Annotated in this window: 14 protein-coding genes; 11 read left to right on the top strand and 3 right to left on the bottom strand. The window is 64.6% G+C overall.

Features of this window, described 5'->3' with window-relative positions:
• The first annotated feature begins 40 nt into the window (after positions 1 to 40).
• Positions 41 to 1528 (top strand): NCS1 family nucleobase:cation symporter-1, encoded by a 1488-nt coding sequence (locus tag JV241A_RS14295; RefSeq protein WP_134063173.1) that lies wholly within the window; start codon positions 41 to 43, stop codon positions 1526 to 1528.
• A 45-nt stretch (positions 1529 to 1573) separates the two neighbouring features.
• Entirely contained in the window at positions 1574 to 2857 is a 1284-nt protein-coding gene (locus JV241A_RS14290; RefSeq protein WP_134063171.1) for a Zn-dependent hydrolase, read from the top strand.
• A gap of 59 nt (positions 2858 to 2916) precedes the next feature.
• Here JV241A_RS14290 and JV241A_RS14285 read toward each other — a convergent pair whose 3' ends face one another.
• Positions 2917 to 3786 carry a LysR family transcriptional regulator gene (locus JV241A_RS14285; protein WP_134063169.1) on the bottom strand — a complete coding sequence of 290 codons (870 nt, stop codon included), beginning with the start codon at positions 3784 to 3786 and terminating at the stop codon, positions 2917 to 2919.
• Between the two features lie 190 nt (positions 3787 to 3976).
• Here JV241A_RS14285 and JV241A_RS14280 point away from each other — a divergent pair, with 190 nt between their 5' ends.
• The 3 genes from JV241A_RS14280 (at position 3977) to JV241A_RS14270 (ending at position 7505) form a co-directional block, all read left to right on the top strand.
• Positions 3977 to 5293: an MFS transporter gene (locus JV241A_RS14280; protein ID WP_115087223.1), complete on the top strand. Its 1317-nt coding sequence runs from the start codon at positions 3977 to 3979 to the stop codon at positions 5291 to 5293.
• Positions 5294 to 5311: 18 nt separating this feature from the next.
• The gene (locus JV241A_RS14275; protein WP_134063167.1) at positions 5312 to 6703 is read left to right on the top strand and encodes an FAD-dependent oxidoreductase; all 1392 of its coding nucleotides are present in this window, start codon (positions 5312 to 5314) and stop codon (positions 6701 to 6703) included.
• A 94-nt stretch (positions 6704 to 6797) separates the two neighbouring features.
• On the top strand, positions 6798 to 7505 hold the full coding sequence (locus tag JV241A_RS14270) for a YebC/PmpR family DNA-binding transcriptional regulator (protein ID WP_115087221.1): 708 nt from the start codon (positions 6798 to 6800) through the stop codon (positions 7503 to 7505).
• 71 nt (positions 7506 to 7576) lie between these two features.
• Here the strand turns inward: JV241A_RS14270 and JV241A_RS14265 are convergent, their stop codons facing one another.
• Positions 7577 to 8866 carry a leucine-rich repeat-containing protein kinase family protein gene (locus JV241A_RS14265; protein ID WP_134063165.1) on the bottom strand — a complete coding sequence of 430 codons (1290 nt, stop codon included), beginning with the start codon at positions 8864 to 8866 and terminating at the stop codon, positions 7577 to 7579.
• 142 nt (positions 8867 to 9008) lie between these two features.
• Between JV241A_RS14265 and JV241A_RS14260 the strand changes: the two genes are divergently transcribed.
• A complete protein-coding gene (locus tag JV241A_RS14260; protein WP_134063163.1) occupies positions 9009 to 10898 on the top strand; it encodes a propionyl-CoA synthetase in 1890 nt (629 codons plus the stop codon).
• 134 nt (positions 10899 to 11032) lie between these two features.
• Here the strand turns inward: JV241A_RS14260 and zapE are convergent, their stop codons facing one another.
• Entirely contained in the window at positions 11033 to 12097 is a 1065-nt protein-coding gene (zapE, locus tag JV241A_RS14255; protein WP_240047868.1) for a cell division protein ZapE, read from the bottom strand.
• Positions 12098 to 12414: 317 nt separating this feature from the next.
• Here zapE and JV241A_RS14250 point away from each other — a divergent pair, with 317 nt between their 5' ends.
• Genes JV241A_RS14250 through JV241A_RS14230 form a run of 5 tightly spaced genes read left to right on the top strand, consistent with a single transcriptional unit; the run spans position 12415 to position 15353 of the window.
• Positions 12415 to 12903 carry a spore coat U domain-containing protein gene (locus tag JV241A_RS14250; protein ID WP_115087655.1) on the top strand — a complete coding sequence of 163 codons (489 nt, stop codon included), beginning with the start codon at positions 12415 to 12417 and terminating at the stop codon, positions 12901 to 12903.
• 32 nt (positions 12904 to 12935) lie between these two features.
• Positions 12936 to 13463: a spore coat U domain-containing protein gene (locus tag JV241A_RS14245; protein WP_115087217.1), complete on the top strand. Its 528-nt coding sequence runs from the start codon at positions 12936 to 12938 to the stop codon at positions 13461 to 13463.
• Positions 13464 to 13480: 17 nt separating this feature from the next.
• Positions 13481 to 14014 (top strand): spore coat U domain-containing protein, encoded by a 534-nt coding sequence (locus JV241A_RS14240; RefSeq protein ID WP_115087216.1) that lies wholly within the window; start codon positions 13481 to 13483, stop codon positions 14012 to 14014.
• Between the two features lie 3 nt (positions 14015 to 14017).
• The gene (locus JV241A_RS14235) at positions 14018 to 14521 is read left to right on the top strand and encodes a spore coat U domain-containing protein (protein ID WP_115087215.1); all 504 of its coding nucleotides are present in this window, start codon (positions 14018 to 14020) and stop codon (positions 14519 to 14521) included.
• A gap of 40 nt (positions 14522 to 14561) precedes the next feature.
• Positions 14562 to 15353 carry a molecular chaperone gene (locus JV241A_RS14230; protein ID WP_134063159.1) on the top strand — a complete coding sequence of 264 codons (792 nt, stop codon included), beginning with the start codon at positions 14562 to 14564 and terminating at the stop codon, positions 15351 to 15353.
• Positions 15354 to 15368: the final 15 nt, after the last annotated feature.

Below are 15368 nucleotides of genomic sequence, written 5' to 3'. Positions count from 1 at the left end.
TGCAACCACCTCCCAAAAACACAACAACAGTGGAGCGGCCATGCAGCAGACCAGATCGCAGGTGAGCGAACGCGACGGCTTGTGTGAACTCGACGCCGGCAGCGACGTCCTCGACAGCCCCCGGTACAACCACGACATCGCCCCGACCAAGGTGCACGAGCGCACCTGGAACAAATGGCACATCACCGCGCTGTGGGTCGGCATGTCGATCTGCGTGCCGACCTATACCCTCGGCGGCGTGCTCACCGCCTATTTCGGGCTGACCGTGGGCGAGGCACTGCTGGCGATCCTGCTGGCCAACACCGTGGTATTGATTCCGCTGACCTTGAATGCCTTTCCCGGCACCAAGTACGGCATTCCCTTTCCGGTGCTGCTGCGCTCGTCCTTCGGCATCCTCGGTTCCAACGTGCCGTGCCTGATTCGCGCCCTGGTGGCTTGTGGCTGGTTCGGTATCCAGACGATGTTCGGCGGCCTGGCCATCCACCTGTTTCTTGGTTCGCTGTCGGCGGACTGGAAGGCGCTGGGCGGCACCGGCGAGGTGATCGGCTTCATGCTGTTCTGGTGCCTTAACCTGTGGGTGGTGCTGCGTGGCGCCGAGTCGATCAAATGGCTGGAGACCCTGTCGGCGCCGTTGCTGGTGCTGGTGGGCGCCGGGCTGCTGGTGTGGGCCTTGCCCAATGTCTCGATCAGCGAGCTGATGGCCCAGCCGCCCAAGCGCCCGGAAGGCGCCAGCGTGTACGGCTACTTTTTTGCCGGGCTGACCGCCATGGTCGGTTTCTGGGCCACCTTGTCGCTGAACATCCCTGACTTCAGCCGCTACGCGAAAAGCCAGAAAGACCAGATCCTCGGGCAGATCTTTGGCCTGCCGCTGACCATGTTCCTGTTCGCCGCCCTCGGCGTGGTGCTGACCGCAGCTTCTGCCTCGCTGGTGGGTGAAACCGTGTCCGACCCGGTCAGCCTCATCGGGCATATCCAGAGCCCGATGTGGGTGGCGCTGGCCATGGCCCTGATCATCATCGCCACACTGTCGACCAACACCGCGGCGAACATCGTCTCGCCAACCAACGATTTCCAGAACCTGGCGCCGAAATGGATCGGGCGTACCACCGCAGTGCTGCTCACGGGGTTGGTGGGGCTGTTGCTGATGGGCCATGAACTGCTGAAAAAGCTCGGCTGGATCGTCAGCGAGGTGAGCCTGGAAAGCCTCTATTCCAACTGGCTGCTGGGCTATTCCAGCCTGCTCGGGCCGATTGCCGGGATCATGGTGGTGGACTACTTCATCACCCGCAAACAGACCCTGGACCTCGCCGGCCTGTACCGCGACGACGTCTATCCGGCCTGGAACGCTGCCGGTTTCATCGCCTTTGGCGTGCCGGTGGTGCTGACCCTGCTGTCGCTGCACAGCACCGCCTTCAGCTGGTTCTACGACTTTGGCTGGTTTACCGGCTCCGCCTTGGGCGGGCTGATCTATTACGCCCTTGGCAGCCTCAAGGCGGCCCGCGCGGCCAACCTCAAACCCACCGTGTAGCCCCTATGGCCCGCAGAGGCCAGGCACGTGATGCAGGAGAAGAACATGCAAACAACTCAGGACGTTCTGCAATCGACCCAACGGCATATCAACGGCGAACGCTTGTGGCAGTCGCTGATGGACCTGGCCAGGCTCGGCGCCACGGTCAAGGGCGGGGTCTGCCGGCTGGCCCTGACCGACCTCGATCGCCAGGCCCGCGACCTGTTCGTCAAATGGACCGAAGAGGCCGGTTGTACCGTCACCATTGACGGCGTTGGCAACATCTTCGCCCGCCGTCCGGGACGCAACCCGCAACTGCCGCCGGTGATGACCGGTAGTCATATCGACACCCAGCCTACCGGCGGCAAGTTCGACGGCTGCTTTGGTGTGCTGGCCGGGCTTGAAGTGCTGCGCACCCTCAATGACCTCAAGGTGGAAACCGAAGCGCCGCTGGAAGTGGTGGTGTGGACCAACGAGGAGGGCTCGCGCTTTGCCCCGTGCATGATGGGTTCGGGGGTGTTTGCCGAGAAATTCACCCTGGCCGAAACCCTGGCCAAGACCGATGCCGAAGGTATCAGCGTCGGCGAGGCGCTCAACGCCATTGGCTATGCCGGGCCACGGCCGGTCAGCGGCCATCCGGTGGGCGCTTACTTCGAGGCACATATCGAGCAGGGGCCGATCCTGGAAGACCAGCACAAGACCATCGGTGTGGTGCTGGGCGCGCTCGGGCAGAAGTGGTTCGACCTGACCCTGCGCGGCGTCGAGGCCCACGCCGGGCCAACGCCGATGCACCTGCGCAAGGATGCCCTGGTCGGCGCCAGCGCGGTGGTGGCGGCGGTCAACCGCGTGGCACTGGAGCATCAACCCCACGCCTGCGGCACGGTCGGTTGCCTGCAGGCCTATCCGGGCTCGCGCAACGTGATCCCCGGCGAAGTGCGCATGACCCTGGATTTCCGTCACCTGGTGCCGGCGCGGCTGGATTCGATGATTGCCCAGGTCAAGGATGTGATCAGCAGCACCTGTCAGCAGCACGGGCTGACCCACAGCCTGACGCCGACGGCGGATTTCCCGCCGCTGTATTTCGACGAGGGTTGCGTGGAGGCGGTGCGCAGCGCGGCCGGGGGGCTGGGGCTGTCGCACATGGATATCGTCAGTGGCGCCGGGCATGACGCGATCTTTGTCGCTGAACTGGGGCCGGCGGGGATGATCTTCGTGCCCTGCGAAGGGGGGATCAGCCACAACGAGATCGAGAATGCCGCGCCTGAAGACCTGGCCGATGGTTGCGCGGTGCTGTTGCGCTCGATGCTGGCGGCGGCGCAGGCAGTGGCGCGGGGCAGGGAGGCGGCTTAGGGCCCTATCGCGGGGCAAGCCCGCTCCTACTGTAGGAGCGGGCTTGCCCCGCGATGGGTTTAAAGGCTGTCCTGAACCATCTGCAAAAACGTCGCCACCAGCCGCCGTGAACTCTGCTCACGCAGGCACACCAAGGTCTCGGTTAAGCGCCGCTGGCAGTCGACAATCGGCAACGCACACACCCGCGCATCGGCGCCGAACTCGGCGGCCGACACCACCCCCACACCAATCCCCACCACCACCGCCTCGCGCGCTGCTTCCCGGCCTTCTACCTGGATCGCCGCGCGGATGCGCAGGCCGGCGCGGGCCATTTCTTCTTCGAGCGTCTGGCGGGTCACCGAGCCCGGTTCACGCAGCACGATCGGCGTGTCATCCAGGTCGGCCAGGCTGATCGAGCCGCGGCTGGCCCATGGATGGTTATGGGACACGAAGGCCACCATCGGGTCACTGCGCATCGGCACGCACAGCAACCGCTCGTCATCCACGTCACGACCGAGCAGGGCCAGGTCGGCCTGGTAATTGAACAGCCGCAGCAGCGACTCGTCGGTGTTGCCGGTTTCGATCTTGACGCTGATCCCCGGGTATTGCTGGCAGAAGCGGGCGATCTGCGGCAGCACGTGCACCGGCGCATCCACCGCCAGCACCAGGGTGCCGGTCTGCAGGGCGCGGGAATCCTGCAGCAGTTCATGGGCCTCGGCCTCGCAGACGAACAGGCGCTGGGTGATCGCCAGCAGGCGCTCGCCCAGGTCGGTCAGTTGCACCGAACGCTTGTTGCGGTGAAACAGCAACACGCCGAAGCGTTCTTCGAGTTTGCGCACCTGGTCGGAGATCGCCGGCTGGGTCAGGAACAACCGTTCGGCGGCGCGGGTGAAGCTGCCGTGCAGGGCAACCGCGTGGAAAGCCTTCAACTGAGCATGGGACACCGACATCGCAGCACCTGTTACAAGCTGAGCTTATTTGTGAAATACGATAAATCGATTTTATTTATCAGTCAGTAATTGTTTCTATCTGAGCAGGTGACGGGTTCGACCGGCCGTCACGCAGTGCGCAACACAACAACAAGACAGGCGTTTTTTTCAAATTCTGCCGGCACACTCAGCTTCCGAGGTCAGATCCACCATGAACAAATACGTCGCAGATATCAAACGTTGGCGCGTGCAGATTTTTGCCATCACCTGGCTGGCCTACGCCGCGTTCTATTTCACCCGCAAAGCCTTTTCGGTAGCCAAGCTCGGCATCGCCGAAGACCCAAGCTTTACCCTCGACAAAATGGCCATGGCCAACCTCGACGCCCTCTACCTGACCGCCTACGCAGTCGGGCAATTTACCTGGGGCATGCTCGCCGACCGCTTCGGCCCGCGGGTGGTGGTACTCGGTGGCCTGGTGATCTCGGCGGCGGCGGCGGTGGTGATGGGCAGCTACGCGACCTTCCCGATCTTCGCCACCTGCATGCTGGTCCAGGGCCTGGCGCAATCGACCGGCTGGGCCGGCTTGTGCAAGAACATCGGCAGCTTCTTCCCGTCCTCCCAGCGCGGGCGGGTTCTTGGGTTGTGGAGTTCCTGCTATGCCTTCGGCGGCCTGGTGGCGTCGCCGTTCGCCGGCTGGTGGGCCTACACCCTGATCGGCAGCTGGCATGCGGCGTTTATCTCCAGCGCTGCCGTCGTGGCGGTAGTGGCGGTGCTGTTCTTCATTTTTCAGCGCAACAAGCCTGAAGACGTCGGCCTGCCGGCGGTGGAGCCGGAGCCTGAGAGCATGGTCCCGGGCTCGACCCTCTGCAGCATCTGGGCACCGCTGCGCGAGATCCTGCGCAACCGCACGGTGCTGACCCTGGGGCTTGCGTACTTTCTGCTCAAACCGGCGCGCTACGCCATTTTGTTGTGGGGCCCGGTGATCGTCTTCGAACAGATGCCCTCGGTGGGCAAGGTCGGTGCGGCGATCATCCCCACCGCCTTCGAGCTGGCCGGCCTGCTCGGCCCGATCATGATCGGCCTGGCCTCGGACAAACTGTTCGGTGCCCGCCGTATGCCAGCCTGCGTGATCAGCCTGGTCGTGCTGACCGTGACCCTCGGGCTGTTCATGGCTGCGCTCAATACCGGCAGCGTGATCCTGGTAGTGGCCTTGCTGTTCGTCATGGGCCTGACCCTGTACGGGCCGGACTCGATGATCAGCGGCGCGGCAGCCATCGATTTCGGCACCGCCAAGGCCGGCGCCACCGCAGCCGGCTTCGTCAACGGCTGCGGTTCGGTCGGGGCGATTCTCGGCGGCTTGCTGCCGGGCTATTTCGACAGCGTCACGGTGTTCATCGTGTTCGCCGGGTGCGCGCTGTTCTCCGCCCTGGTGCTGCTGCCGCACTGGAACAGCCGCCCGGCCAGCGCCGAGCACACACCGGCTGTCGCCCCCAACACGGCCATGGCCATCAAACCGCTGCGCACTTGAACCTAAAGGGAAGCCCACATGAGACCGTTCTGGCTGCAACAGGCGCTGGACCAGGAAGTTGCACCCGCGTGCCCGCCGCTGGCTGGCGATATCGACTGCCAGGTGTGCGTCGTCGGTGGTGGTTACACCGGCCTGTGGACGGCGCTCATGCTCAAGGAGCATAACCCGGCGCTGGATGTCGTGCTGATTGAAGCCGACATCTGTGGCGCCGGGGCCAGTGGACGCAACGGCGGCTGTGCGCTGTCGTGGTCGGCCAAGTACTTCACCCTTGAGCGGCTGTTCGGGGTGGACGAGGCGGTGCGCCTTGTCAAGGCCTCGGAGCAGAGCATCTACGCCATTGGTGATTTCTGCCAGGCCCATGGCATCAATGCCGATTACCGTCTGGACGGCACCCTGTACACCGCCACCAATCGCGCCCAGGTCGGCGCCACCGATGGCGTGATTGCCGCCCTGGAGCGCCAGGGTATCAACTCGTTCCGCCGCTTGCCGGTAGAGCAGGTGCAGCGCCTGGCAGGCTCGGCCACGCATCTGGAAGGCTGGTTCTCGCCAGCGGCCGCCACGGTACAGCCGGGCAAACTGGTGCGCGGCCTGCGCCGGGTCGCCTTGCAAAAGGGGGTGCGCATTTATGAAGGCACGGCCATGACCGGCTTGCAGGAAGGGCCGCAGGCCGTGGTCGAGACCGCCTCTGGCTCTGTCCGCGCCGGCCGCGTGGTGTTGGCCCTGAATGCCTGGATGGCGCGGGCCTTCCCGCAGTTCGAACGCAGCGTGGCGATCGTCTCCAGTGACATGATCATCACCGAACCGCAACCCGAACTGCTCCAGCAGATCGGCCTGACCAGCGGCATCAGCGTGCTCGATTCGCGGATCTTCGTGCATTACTACCACAACACCAGTGATGGCCGGTTGATGCTCGGCAAGGGCGGCAATACCTTCGCCTATGGCGGGCGCATGTTGTCGGTATTCGACCAACCTTCACCCTACGAGCCGTTGCTGCGCCGCAGCCTGGGTGAGTTCTTCCCGGCGCTGGCCCAGGTGCCGATCGCCGCCACTTGGAACGGGCCGTCGGACCGTTCGGTGACCGGTTTGCCGTTTTTTGGCCGGCTTAATGGCCAGGGCAACGTGTTCTACGGCTTTGGTTACTCGGGCAGCGGCGTCGGCCCCTGCCATATGGGCGGGCAGATCCTCTCGTCGCTGGCCCTGGGCCTGGACAACCCGTGGACCCGCTCGCCGCTGGTCAACGGCCCGCTGGGCTATTTCCCGCCGGAGCCGATTCGGTACCTGGGCTCATTGATGGTGCGCAATGCCATCCGTCGCAAGGAGCAGGCCGAAGACAACGGCCACCGCCCGCGCCACCTCGACGTGCGCCTGGCGCGGTTTGCCGCCGCCGCGGGCAAGGCCGACAAGGGCTGAAGGGTTTTTTTGTCGATGGCTTGCGGAGCGTATAAACTGCTTGCCACTTTGGCCGGTCGCTACCTGAACCGGCACCTGAAACAAGAGAGTCGAGATGGGCGCACAGTGGAAAGCCAAGCATAGAGAAGTAGCAGCCAACGCCAAAGGCAAGATCATGGGCAAGCTGTCCAAGGAGATCCAGATCGCGGCCAAGTCCGGCGCCGACCCGGACATGAACCCGCGCCTGCGCCTGGCCATCGAGCAAGCCAAAAAGGCCTCGATGACCCGCGAGACCCTGGAACGGGCGATCCGCAAAGGCGCAGGCCTGGATGGCGATGCGGTGCAGTACACCGCCGTGACCTATGAAGGCTTTGCCCCGCATCAGGTGCCGCTGATCGTCGAGTGCCTGACCGACAACGTCAACCGCACCGTGGCGCAGATCCGCGTCCTGTTCCGCAAGGGCCAGCTGGGCGCTTCGGGCTCGGTAGCCTGGGACTTCAACCACGTCGGCCTGATCGAAGCCACGCCGAACAGCCCTGACGCTGACCCGGAAATGGCCGCCATCGAAGCCGGTGCCCAGGATTTTGCCGAAGGCGAAGAAGAGGGCGCGACCCTGTTCATCACTGACACTACCGACCTCGACGCCGTGCAGAAAGCCCTGCCGGGTCAGGGTTTCACCGTGGTCTCGGCGAAAATCGGCTACACCCCGAAAAACCCGGTCAGCACCCTGAGCGATGAGCAGATGGAAGAGGTTGAAGCCTTCCTGCAGGCGATCGACGATAACGACGACGTGCAGAACGTGTATGTAGGTCTGGCGGGTTGATGTAAACCGTAAGGGCCTCATCGCGGGGCAAGCCCGCTCCCACAGTGTGTGGGAGCTGGCTTGCCAGCGATTCAGACACCGCGAAGCTGCTGACAGACCTCGTCGAAGCTTGGCCGACGCATCACCTCAGCCTGCACACAACCCCGCTGCACCGCCCTCAATCCCTCGCAATCCCCCTCGCAACACGCCAGCAACTCCCCCAGCAACACCCCGAACGCCAATACCTCGATCCGCTGCAACGCTTCAGCCGCCACACTGCCATCCAGCGGGTGAAACGACGCCGCGCCAAAATCCCCCAGCAAGCAGTCGCCCGCCTCATCACACAGCACATTGTGCGCATACAGGTCGCCATGGGTAATGCCGTGCCCGTGCAGGTGCGCGCCCACTGCAGCAATGGCGCTGGCCAGGCGCCGCACGCTGGCCAGGCTCAGGCGTCGTGGCGGGTATGTATCCCGTGTGCAGGAATCCAGGCTCGGCGGCCCGGCGAGGTTGAACCAGCTCGGCTCGATCAACTGCATCACCAGCGCCGGTAGTTGCTGCGGGTGGTTGTCGATGCGTCCGGCCAGGCGTACCAGTTGCGGGTGATCGCCCGCAGCAATGCAGGCGCTCATCTCGTTGAGCGGCAAGCCGTCGCTGGTGATCTCGCCCTTGTACAGTTTGACCGCCACTGGCGCGCTCTGCTGCTGCCAGCGGGCCTGGTGAATGACCCCGGACGCGCCCTGGCCCAGCACCTGTTCGAGGGAGATCTGCTGCCAGTCGATGACCTGGCAATGGCCCGGGTCCTGCGGGGTGCAGTAACCCGCAGGCATGGGATTGCCGGCATAGGCCAGCCAGGCCAGGCGTGGCATCTGCAGCAGCCACTCGGGCAGGGCGGGCAGCTGGTTGGCCGATAGCCGCAGCAGTTCAAGCTTTGTGCAGCGCGCGAGATTCGCCGGCAGTTCGCGCAGGCGGTTGCCGGCCAGCATCAGCTTTTGCAGGTCCGGGCAGTTGCCCAGAGCCTCGGGCAAGGTTTCGATGCGGTTGTCGGTAAGCACCAGGGCCCGCAACCGCAGTGGCAGTGCGGCGCCGCTGACCTGTTCGATCTGGTTGCTCTTGAAGCCGACCATCTCAAGCTTCGGGCATTGGCCGATGCCTTCGGGCAAATGGCGAAAGCGGTTCTGCGAACAGAACAACACCTTGAGCTTGCGCAGGCGGCCCAGGTCGCCGGGCAAGTCGCTCAGGCGGTTACCGGTAAGGTTGAGCACTTCCAGACTGTCGGCCAGGTCGAAGATTTCCTCCGGGAACTGTTCCAGCCCGCAGGCCAGGTCGAGGCGGGAAATACCTGCCAGACGGCCGGCTTTGAGGTCTTCAAGGGTATGCATGGGGATCGCGGCAGGCTCGAAAGTAAACGGCGCCCATCATACCGGCAAGATGCGACTTAAGTCCCATGGCAGACTGGTCGCCGCGGTCCATACTCGAAGCTCGCCCTTTATTAATAACAACAAGTTCAGGGTTTTACATTCGATGACATACCAGCACAGCTACGCCCGCTCCATCGCCGATCCTGCCGCCTTCTGGGCCGAACAGGCTGACCACCTGGCCTGGTACCGCAAGCCCCTGCAAACCCTTGCTGAAAACGCCGACGGCACCCACCAGTGGTTTGCCGACGGCCGGCTCAACAGCTGCTACCTGGCCCTTGATCATCAGATCGAGCAAGGCCGTGGCGAGCAGACTGCGCTGATCTACGACTCGCCGGTGACCGGCAGCCAGCAGCAGTTCAGCTACAACCAGCTGCGCGACGAGGTGGCGCGCCTGGCCGGCTTGCTGCGCGAGCTTGGGGTCAAGAAGGGCGACGGGGTGATCATCTACATGCCCATGGTGCCGCAGGCGGCCATGGCCATGCTCGCCTGTGCGCGCATCGGTGCGGTGCATTCGGTGGTGTTTGGTGGCTTTGCCGCCAACGAACTGGCCCTGCGCATCGACGATGCCCGGCCCACGCTGCTGCTGACCGCCTCGTGCGGGCTGGAGTTCGACCGGGTCATCGAGTACAAACCGCTGGTGGATCGTGCCTTGCAACTGGCCAAGCACCAGCCGCGCCAGGTGCTGGTGCTACAACGTCCGCAAGCCCGGGCGGCGCTGGTCGAAGGCCGCGACCTGGACTGGCTCGAAGCCGTGGCCACGGCCAGCCCGGTGGCGCCGGTGGAGCTGGCCGCCGCAGACCCGCTGTACATCATGTACACCTCCGGCACCACCGGCAAACCCAAGGGGATTGTCCGGGAAAACGGCGGCAACGCCGTGGCCCTGAGCTTTGCCATGCGCCACATCTATGGCATGCAGGCGGGGGATGTGTGGTGGGGGATCTCCGACGTTGGCTGGGTGGTTGGCCATTCGTTGATCGTCTACGGGCCGCTGATGAACGGCTGCACCACGGTGTTCTACGAAGGCAAGCCGATCCGCACGCCCGACGCCGGTGCCTACTGGCGGGTGGTCGAGCAGTACCGGGTCAACGGCCTGTTCTGCGCGCCCACCGCCATGCGTGCGATCCGCAAGGAAGACCCTGACGGCGAACTGCTGCGCCGCTACGACCTGAGCTCCCTGCGCCAACTGTTTCTGGCCGGCGAAAAACTCGATTCCAGCACCCATCAATGGCTGGAGACAACCAGCGGCAAGACTGTGCACGACCACTGGTGGCAGACCGAAACCGGCTGGCCGGTGACTGCGCCCTGCGTGGGCCTTGACGGCAGTGCGGCGCGGCCGGGTTCGAGCAATCGTGCGGTGCCGGGTTATCACGTGCGGGTGCTGGACGATGATGGGCACTTGCTTGGCGCCAACCAGCAAGGTTCGATCGTGATTGCCTTGCCGCTGCCGCCGGGGTGCAGCCAGACCTTGTGGGGCGACCACCAGCGTTACCTGGATGCCTACCTGAAGACTTACCCGGGCTACTACCACACCGGTGACGGCGGTTATCTGGATGAGGACGGTTTCGTCTACATCATGGGGCGCACCGATGACGTCATCAACGTCTCCGGCCATCGTCTGTCCACAGGTGAAATGGAAGACCTGGTCGCCCGTCACCCGGCGGTGGCCGAATGCGCGGTGATCGGCGTGCACGATGAGATCAAGGGCCAGGTGCCGCTGGCACTGGTGGTGCTCAAGGACGGCCAGGATATTGCGCAGGCGCAGTTGCAGAGCGAGCTGGTGGCCAGCGTGCGCGAGCAGATTGGTGCTTTGGCGTGTTTCAACCAGGTGCGGGTGGTCAAGCGCCTGCCCAAGACCCGTTCGGGCAAGATCCTGCGCGCGGTGCTGCGCAAGATTGCCGACCAGCAGCCGTATACACCGCCTTCGACCCTGGATGATCCGGCGGTGTTGGTGGAGATTGAAGCGGTGTTGGCGAGCCTGGCGCGGGTTGGGTAGGCAGGTACTAACCCGGTGGCCTCATCGCTGGCAAGCCAGCTCCCACAGGTCTTGCACCAACCTTGAGAACACTGCCAATCCTGTGGGAGCCGGCATTGCCGGCGATCGAGCGCGCAGCGCTCGTAGTTCAGGTCTCAGCAGCCAGCCTGGCGCAACTGCCCCAGGCGGCTGCGGGTGCGGGCCAGGTCGCTGGCGCTGCCGCCCAGGCTTGCGGCCAGCGGCAGGCTGCCGATCAGCACCAGGTGCTTGTCCTGGTCATACAGCACATCGACCAGGTTGATGAAGCGCTGCTGGGCGGCAATCGAGCAGTCTTCAAGGTTCGGCAAGCAGTCGATGATCCAGTGATCAAAACGCCGGGCCAGTTCCAGGTAGTCGATCACCGCCGTCGGCTGCTCGCACAGTTCGACAAAATCAAAGCCCACCGTGCGTTGCTCGCTCAGGCGTGCGCGCAGCGTGCGCTTGCCAACCTCCAATAAAACCGGCGCGTCACCCGGCTCAGGCAACTGCAAGGCCTGGCGCTGTTCGCGGCTGCCCGGCCACAGGTAGTGCCCCTGGGTAAAGCGCTGCTGGCCAGCCGCACTGGGCAGGCTGCGAAAGTCTTGCTCGCCGCCGACTTCCAGCACCTGCATCTGGCTGTTGATCAAACGGATAACCGGCTCGAACCGCTGGTGATACAGCGGGTTGGGCAGCAAGCCTTGCGGCGCGTAGTTGGAGGTTACCAGGAGAAAAATCCGCCGCTTGAACAAGGCCTGGAACAGCCGGGTGATGAGCATGGCATCGCCAATGTCATGCACGTGGAACTCATCGAAACACAGCACCTGGCAGTCTTCGAGCAGTTCATCCAGGGTGCAGGCGAGGGCGTCTTGCGCGTGGCGATGCTCGAACATGCCCTGGTGCAGGCGGGCGAAAAAGTCATGAAAGTGCAGGCGGCGTTTGTCGGCCTGGGGCAAGGCCTGGAAGAAACCATCGAGCAGCCAGCTCTTGCCGCGCCCGACCGCGCCATACAGGTACAGGCTACAGGCCTGGCCACTTTCAAGCTGCGCCGCCTGGGTAGCCATATGCTCGATCACCCGCAGTTGCCCCGCGCTCAGGGTGTAACCGCGGGCAGCGGCCTTGGCGCGAAAGTGCTGACGGACGGTCGCCGCCAGGCCGCTTTCATCAGCCACCGGCCGACTCAAACAATGGCGCAGGGCACGCAGGGGCGTACGTATCCAGGAAGGGGGCAAGACAGGCAAACCGGGTTCCTCGGGCTATCGGGACTCAAGGGCCAGCTTGAGCGAGGGCGGCTAATTTAACCAATATGATTGAGGGCGGCCAGTGATCTCGAAAGGGGATAACTGGCGATTTTTATCGCGGGGCAAGCCCGCTCCTACAGGGGAATCTTGTACGGGGCTTATACATTTCTCTGTGAACTGGCAGGTTCTTCCTTCGCTGCTACCCTCAAGGTCAGACCACTCCTGCGTTGAAGGATGACAAGGTGAAGGGACGCTCTTTGACGACGCTGCTCGGTCTGTTCATGGCCACCACGGCAGGCGCCGCCGATTTCATGGTTGAAGTCAAAGTGGAAGTGCAGCGCGGCTGCGTACTTATCCACCAGCCCCGCGATGCCGGCGCCCAGGCCCTGGGCGTGCTCGACTTCGGCCGCACCGCACGGCTGGACGACCCGGCCGGCCCGCTGAGCAGCCAACTGATCGCTTTGCGCCCGCCGCGCCTGGAATGCAACCCCGACACCGCTTATCAGGTGCAGGTCGATGGCGGCCAGCACGGTGGCATCGGCGAGGTGCGTTACCTGGCCAGCGGCCAGCCTGCGACAAAACCCATTCCCTACCGTTTGTATCAGGACCCGGCCTGGCGTCAGCCCTTGCCGGTCAATGTCGTGCAGCATGCCCGGGTGCCGGATAGCGGCTCGGTGGCGCTGCCGTTGTACGCGCGCATCGACCGTCTGGCCGAAGTACCGGCGGTGGGGCGATATTCGGATCTGCTCAAAGTCACCGTCACCTGGTAACCGGGGCGGCGCCTGCTAAAGGAACTGGCGGTATGAAACGGGTATTGCTGTTGAGTGTTGGCCCACTGCTGTTGCTCAGCCCCGATGCCTTCGCGGTCATGAGCGGGCATATCCAGGCGCAGCTGGTGATCAGCAGTGCCTGCCAGATCAGCGGCGGGCCCGGCACCCTCGAAACCCCGGACGGCGGCGTGCTGGACTTTGGCCGCCAGGGCCCGAGCTGGACCAACCCGCTGCGCTCAGGCATTGAAGAAGCCACCGGTGACGGCAGCCTGCAGGTGCGCTGCAACCCGGCGGTGCGTGCCTTTACCGTGAGCATCAACGGCGGTGCCAACGGTGACGGCGCCACCCGACGCTTGAGCAACGGCCGCGAACTGATCCCCTATGAGCTGTCCGCCGATTCCTCGGGCCGGGCCCTTTATGCCATCGGCCAGACCCGCAATTTTTCGGTCAGCAGCGCCGCGCAGATTCCGATTCCGATCTACGGCGCGGTGGTCGCCCATCCCAAGGCGCTGCCCGCTGGCATCTACCGCGACACCCTGATGGTGACCCTGGATTGGTAGCACGCAAGGAGTGACACATGCACCCAAACCTCTCACGCTTCATTTTCGCAGGCCTGGGCCTGGCGCTCGCGGCTCAGGCCCAGGCGGCCACGGTAACCGGCAATATCACTGCCACCCTGACGCTGATCGCCAGTTGCCAGGTCAACGGTGGCGGCGGGGCCAGCGGCCTGAATTTCGGTACGCTGAATTTCGGCACCCAGGAGGCGCTGTTCACTGATGCCCCCGGGCAGGTGCTGGGCGGTGGCGGCGGGGCCATGAGCATCCTCTGCTCCAGCGGCACGGTGCCGGAGATCAAGGTGCGCGCCGGCGCTCACGACAGCCAGTCGTCTGGCGGCACCCGGGCACTTTACGATGGCGTGGCCAACTACGTGCCCTACGACTTCTACACCGATTCAGGGCACACCCAGGTGCTGGCCATCGACGGCACGATCACCTTGCCGACCAGCACCGGCGTGGCGCAGACGGTCAACCTCTACGGCCTGGCCAAGGGCAAGGCGGGCCTGCCGGCCGGGGTGTATACCGACACCGTAGCGGTCGAGCTGAGTTTCTGAGCCGTGACCCGCGCCTTGCCTGCGCTGCTGGCCCTGGTCGCTGGCAGTGCGCCGTTGCCGGTGGCGGCGGTCACCACCAGCACCTTCCAGGTCAGCGCCACGGTGGTGGCCGGCTGCCTGGTGGTGGGCGGGGTGAGCAACTACGGCAACCTGGACTTCGGCAGCTATTCGGCGCTGTCGACCAGCAGTGTGACCACCGCCCTGGGCGGCACCACGGTAACCCTGCAATGCACGCCGGGAGTGAGCCTGAGCATGAGCGTGGATGCAGGACTGAACAGCGCCAGCGGCACGCGCAACCTCAAACGCAGCAGCGGCACTTCGCTGGTGGCCTATCAATTGTTTCGCGACGCCGGCTTCAGCCAGAGCCTGGGCATCAACCAGAGCGTGGCAGTGAGCTACAGCGACCCGACGGCGATCAAGCTGCCGGTCTACGCCCGGGCCCAGCTGACCGGCAGCCTGCCGGCCGGCAGCTATACCGATGTGGTGCAGGTGGTGCTGACCTTTTGAGCCGCGCCGCCAGAAGATTTCGACAATAAGGAGTGTGTGCATGGAAGTAGGCGCTGGCAGTTCGCGCTTGAACTACAACCTCTTGGCTGGCGCGGTGGCCCTGCTCTGCAGTGCACCGTTGCAGGCCGCCACCTCGGTACTGATCTGGCCGATTGACCCGGTGCTGGAGGCCAATCAGAAAGCCGGTGCGCTATGGCTGGAAAACCGCGGCGACGCCCCGGCCAACCTGCAGGTTCGGGTGTTCGCCTGGCGCCAGGGCGAATTCGACGACCAGTACCAGGCCCAGCGCGAGATCATCGGCAGCCCGCCGGTGGCTAACATCGCCCCGGGGCAAAAGCAGCTGATTCGCCTGACCCGCACCGGCAGCTCGCCGGTCGGCCAGGAGCAGGCCTACCGCATCATCATCGATGAAATCCCCCCGGCCTTGCCGGCAGCGGCCAGTGCCGAAAAGCCACAGGCGGCGATCCGTTTCCAGATGCGCTACTCGGTGCCGTTGTTCGTCTACGGCGAAGGCCTCTGGGGCAAGCCGGATGCCAGCGGCCAGCGCGGCGACAGCGCGGTGGGCAAGCCGGCGCTGAGCTGGCGCCAGGTGTCGGTGCAGGGCAAGCCGTATGTGGAAATCCGCAATACCGGGCCGGTGCATGCGCGCCTGACCGACATGGTGCTGCAGCAGGGCGGCCAGAGCCGGCCACTGGTGGAGGGCCTGCTCGGCTACGTATTGCCCGGCGCGGTCATGCGCTGGCCAGCGCCGCAGCCCTTGAGCGCCGCCTCGGTGCTCAAGGGCCGGGTCAATGGCCAGGAGCCGGCGCAAACCCTCAGTCAGGGCCAATGACCTGCAGCTAGCGGC

Origin of the sequence: Pseudomonas sp. JV241A (genome assembly GCF_900275665.1) — a bacterium.
In the GTDB taxonomy this organism is placed as follows: Bacteria; Pseudomonadota; Gammaproteobacteria; order Pseudomonadales; family Pseudomonadaceae; genus Aquipseudomonas; species Aquipseudomonas wadenswilerensis.
Note: the sequence above shows the minus strand (reverse complement) of the source record. Positions and strands in the feature narration are given on the sequence as shown.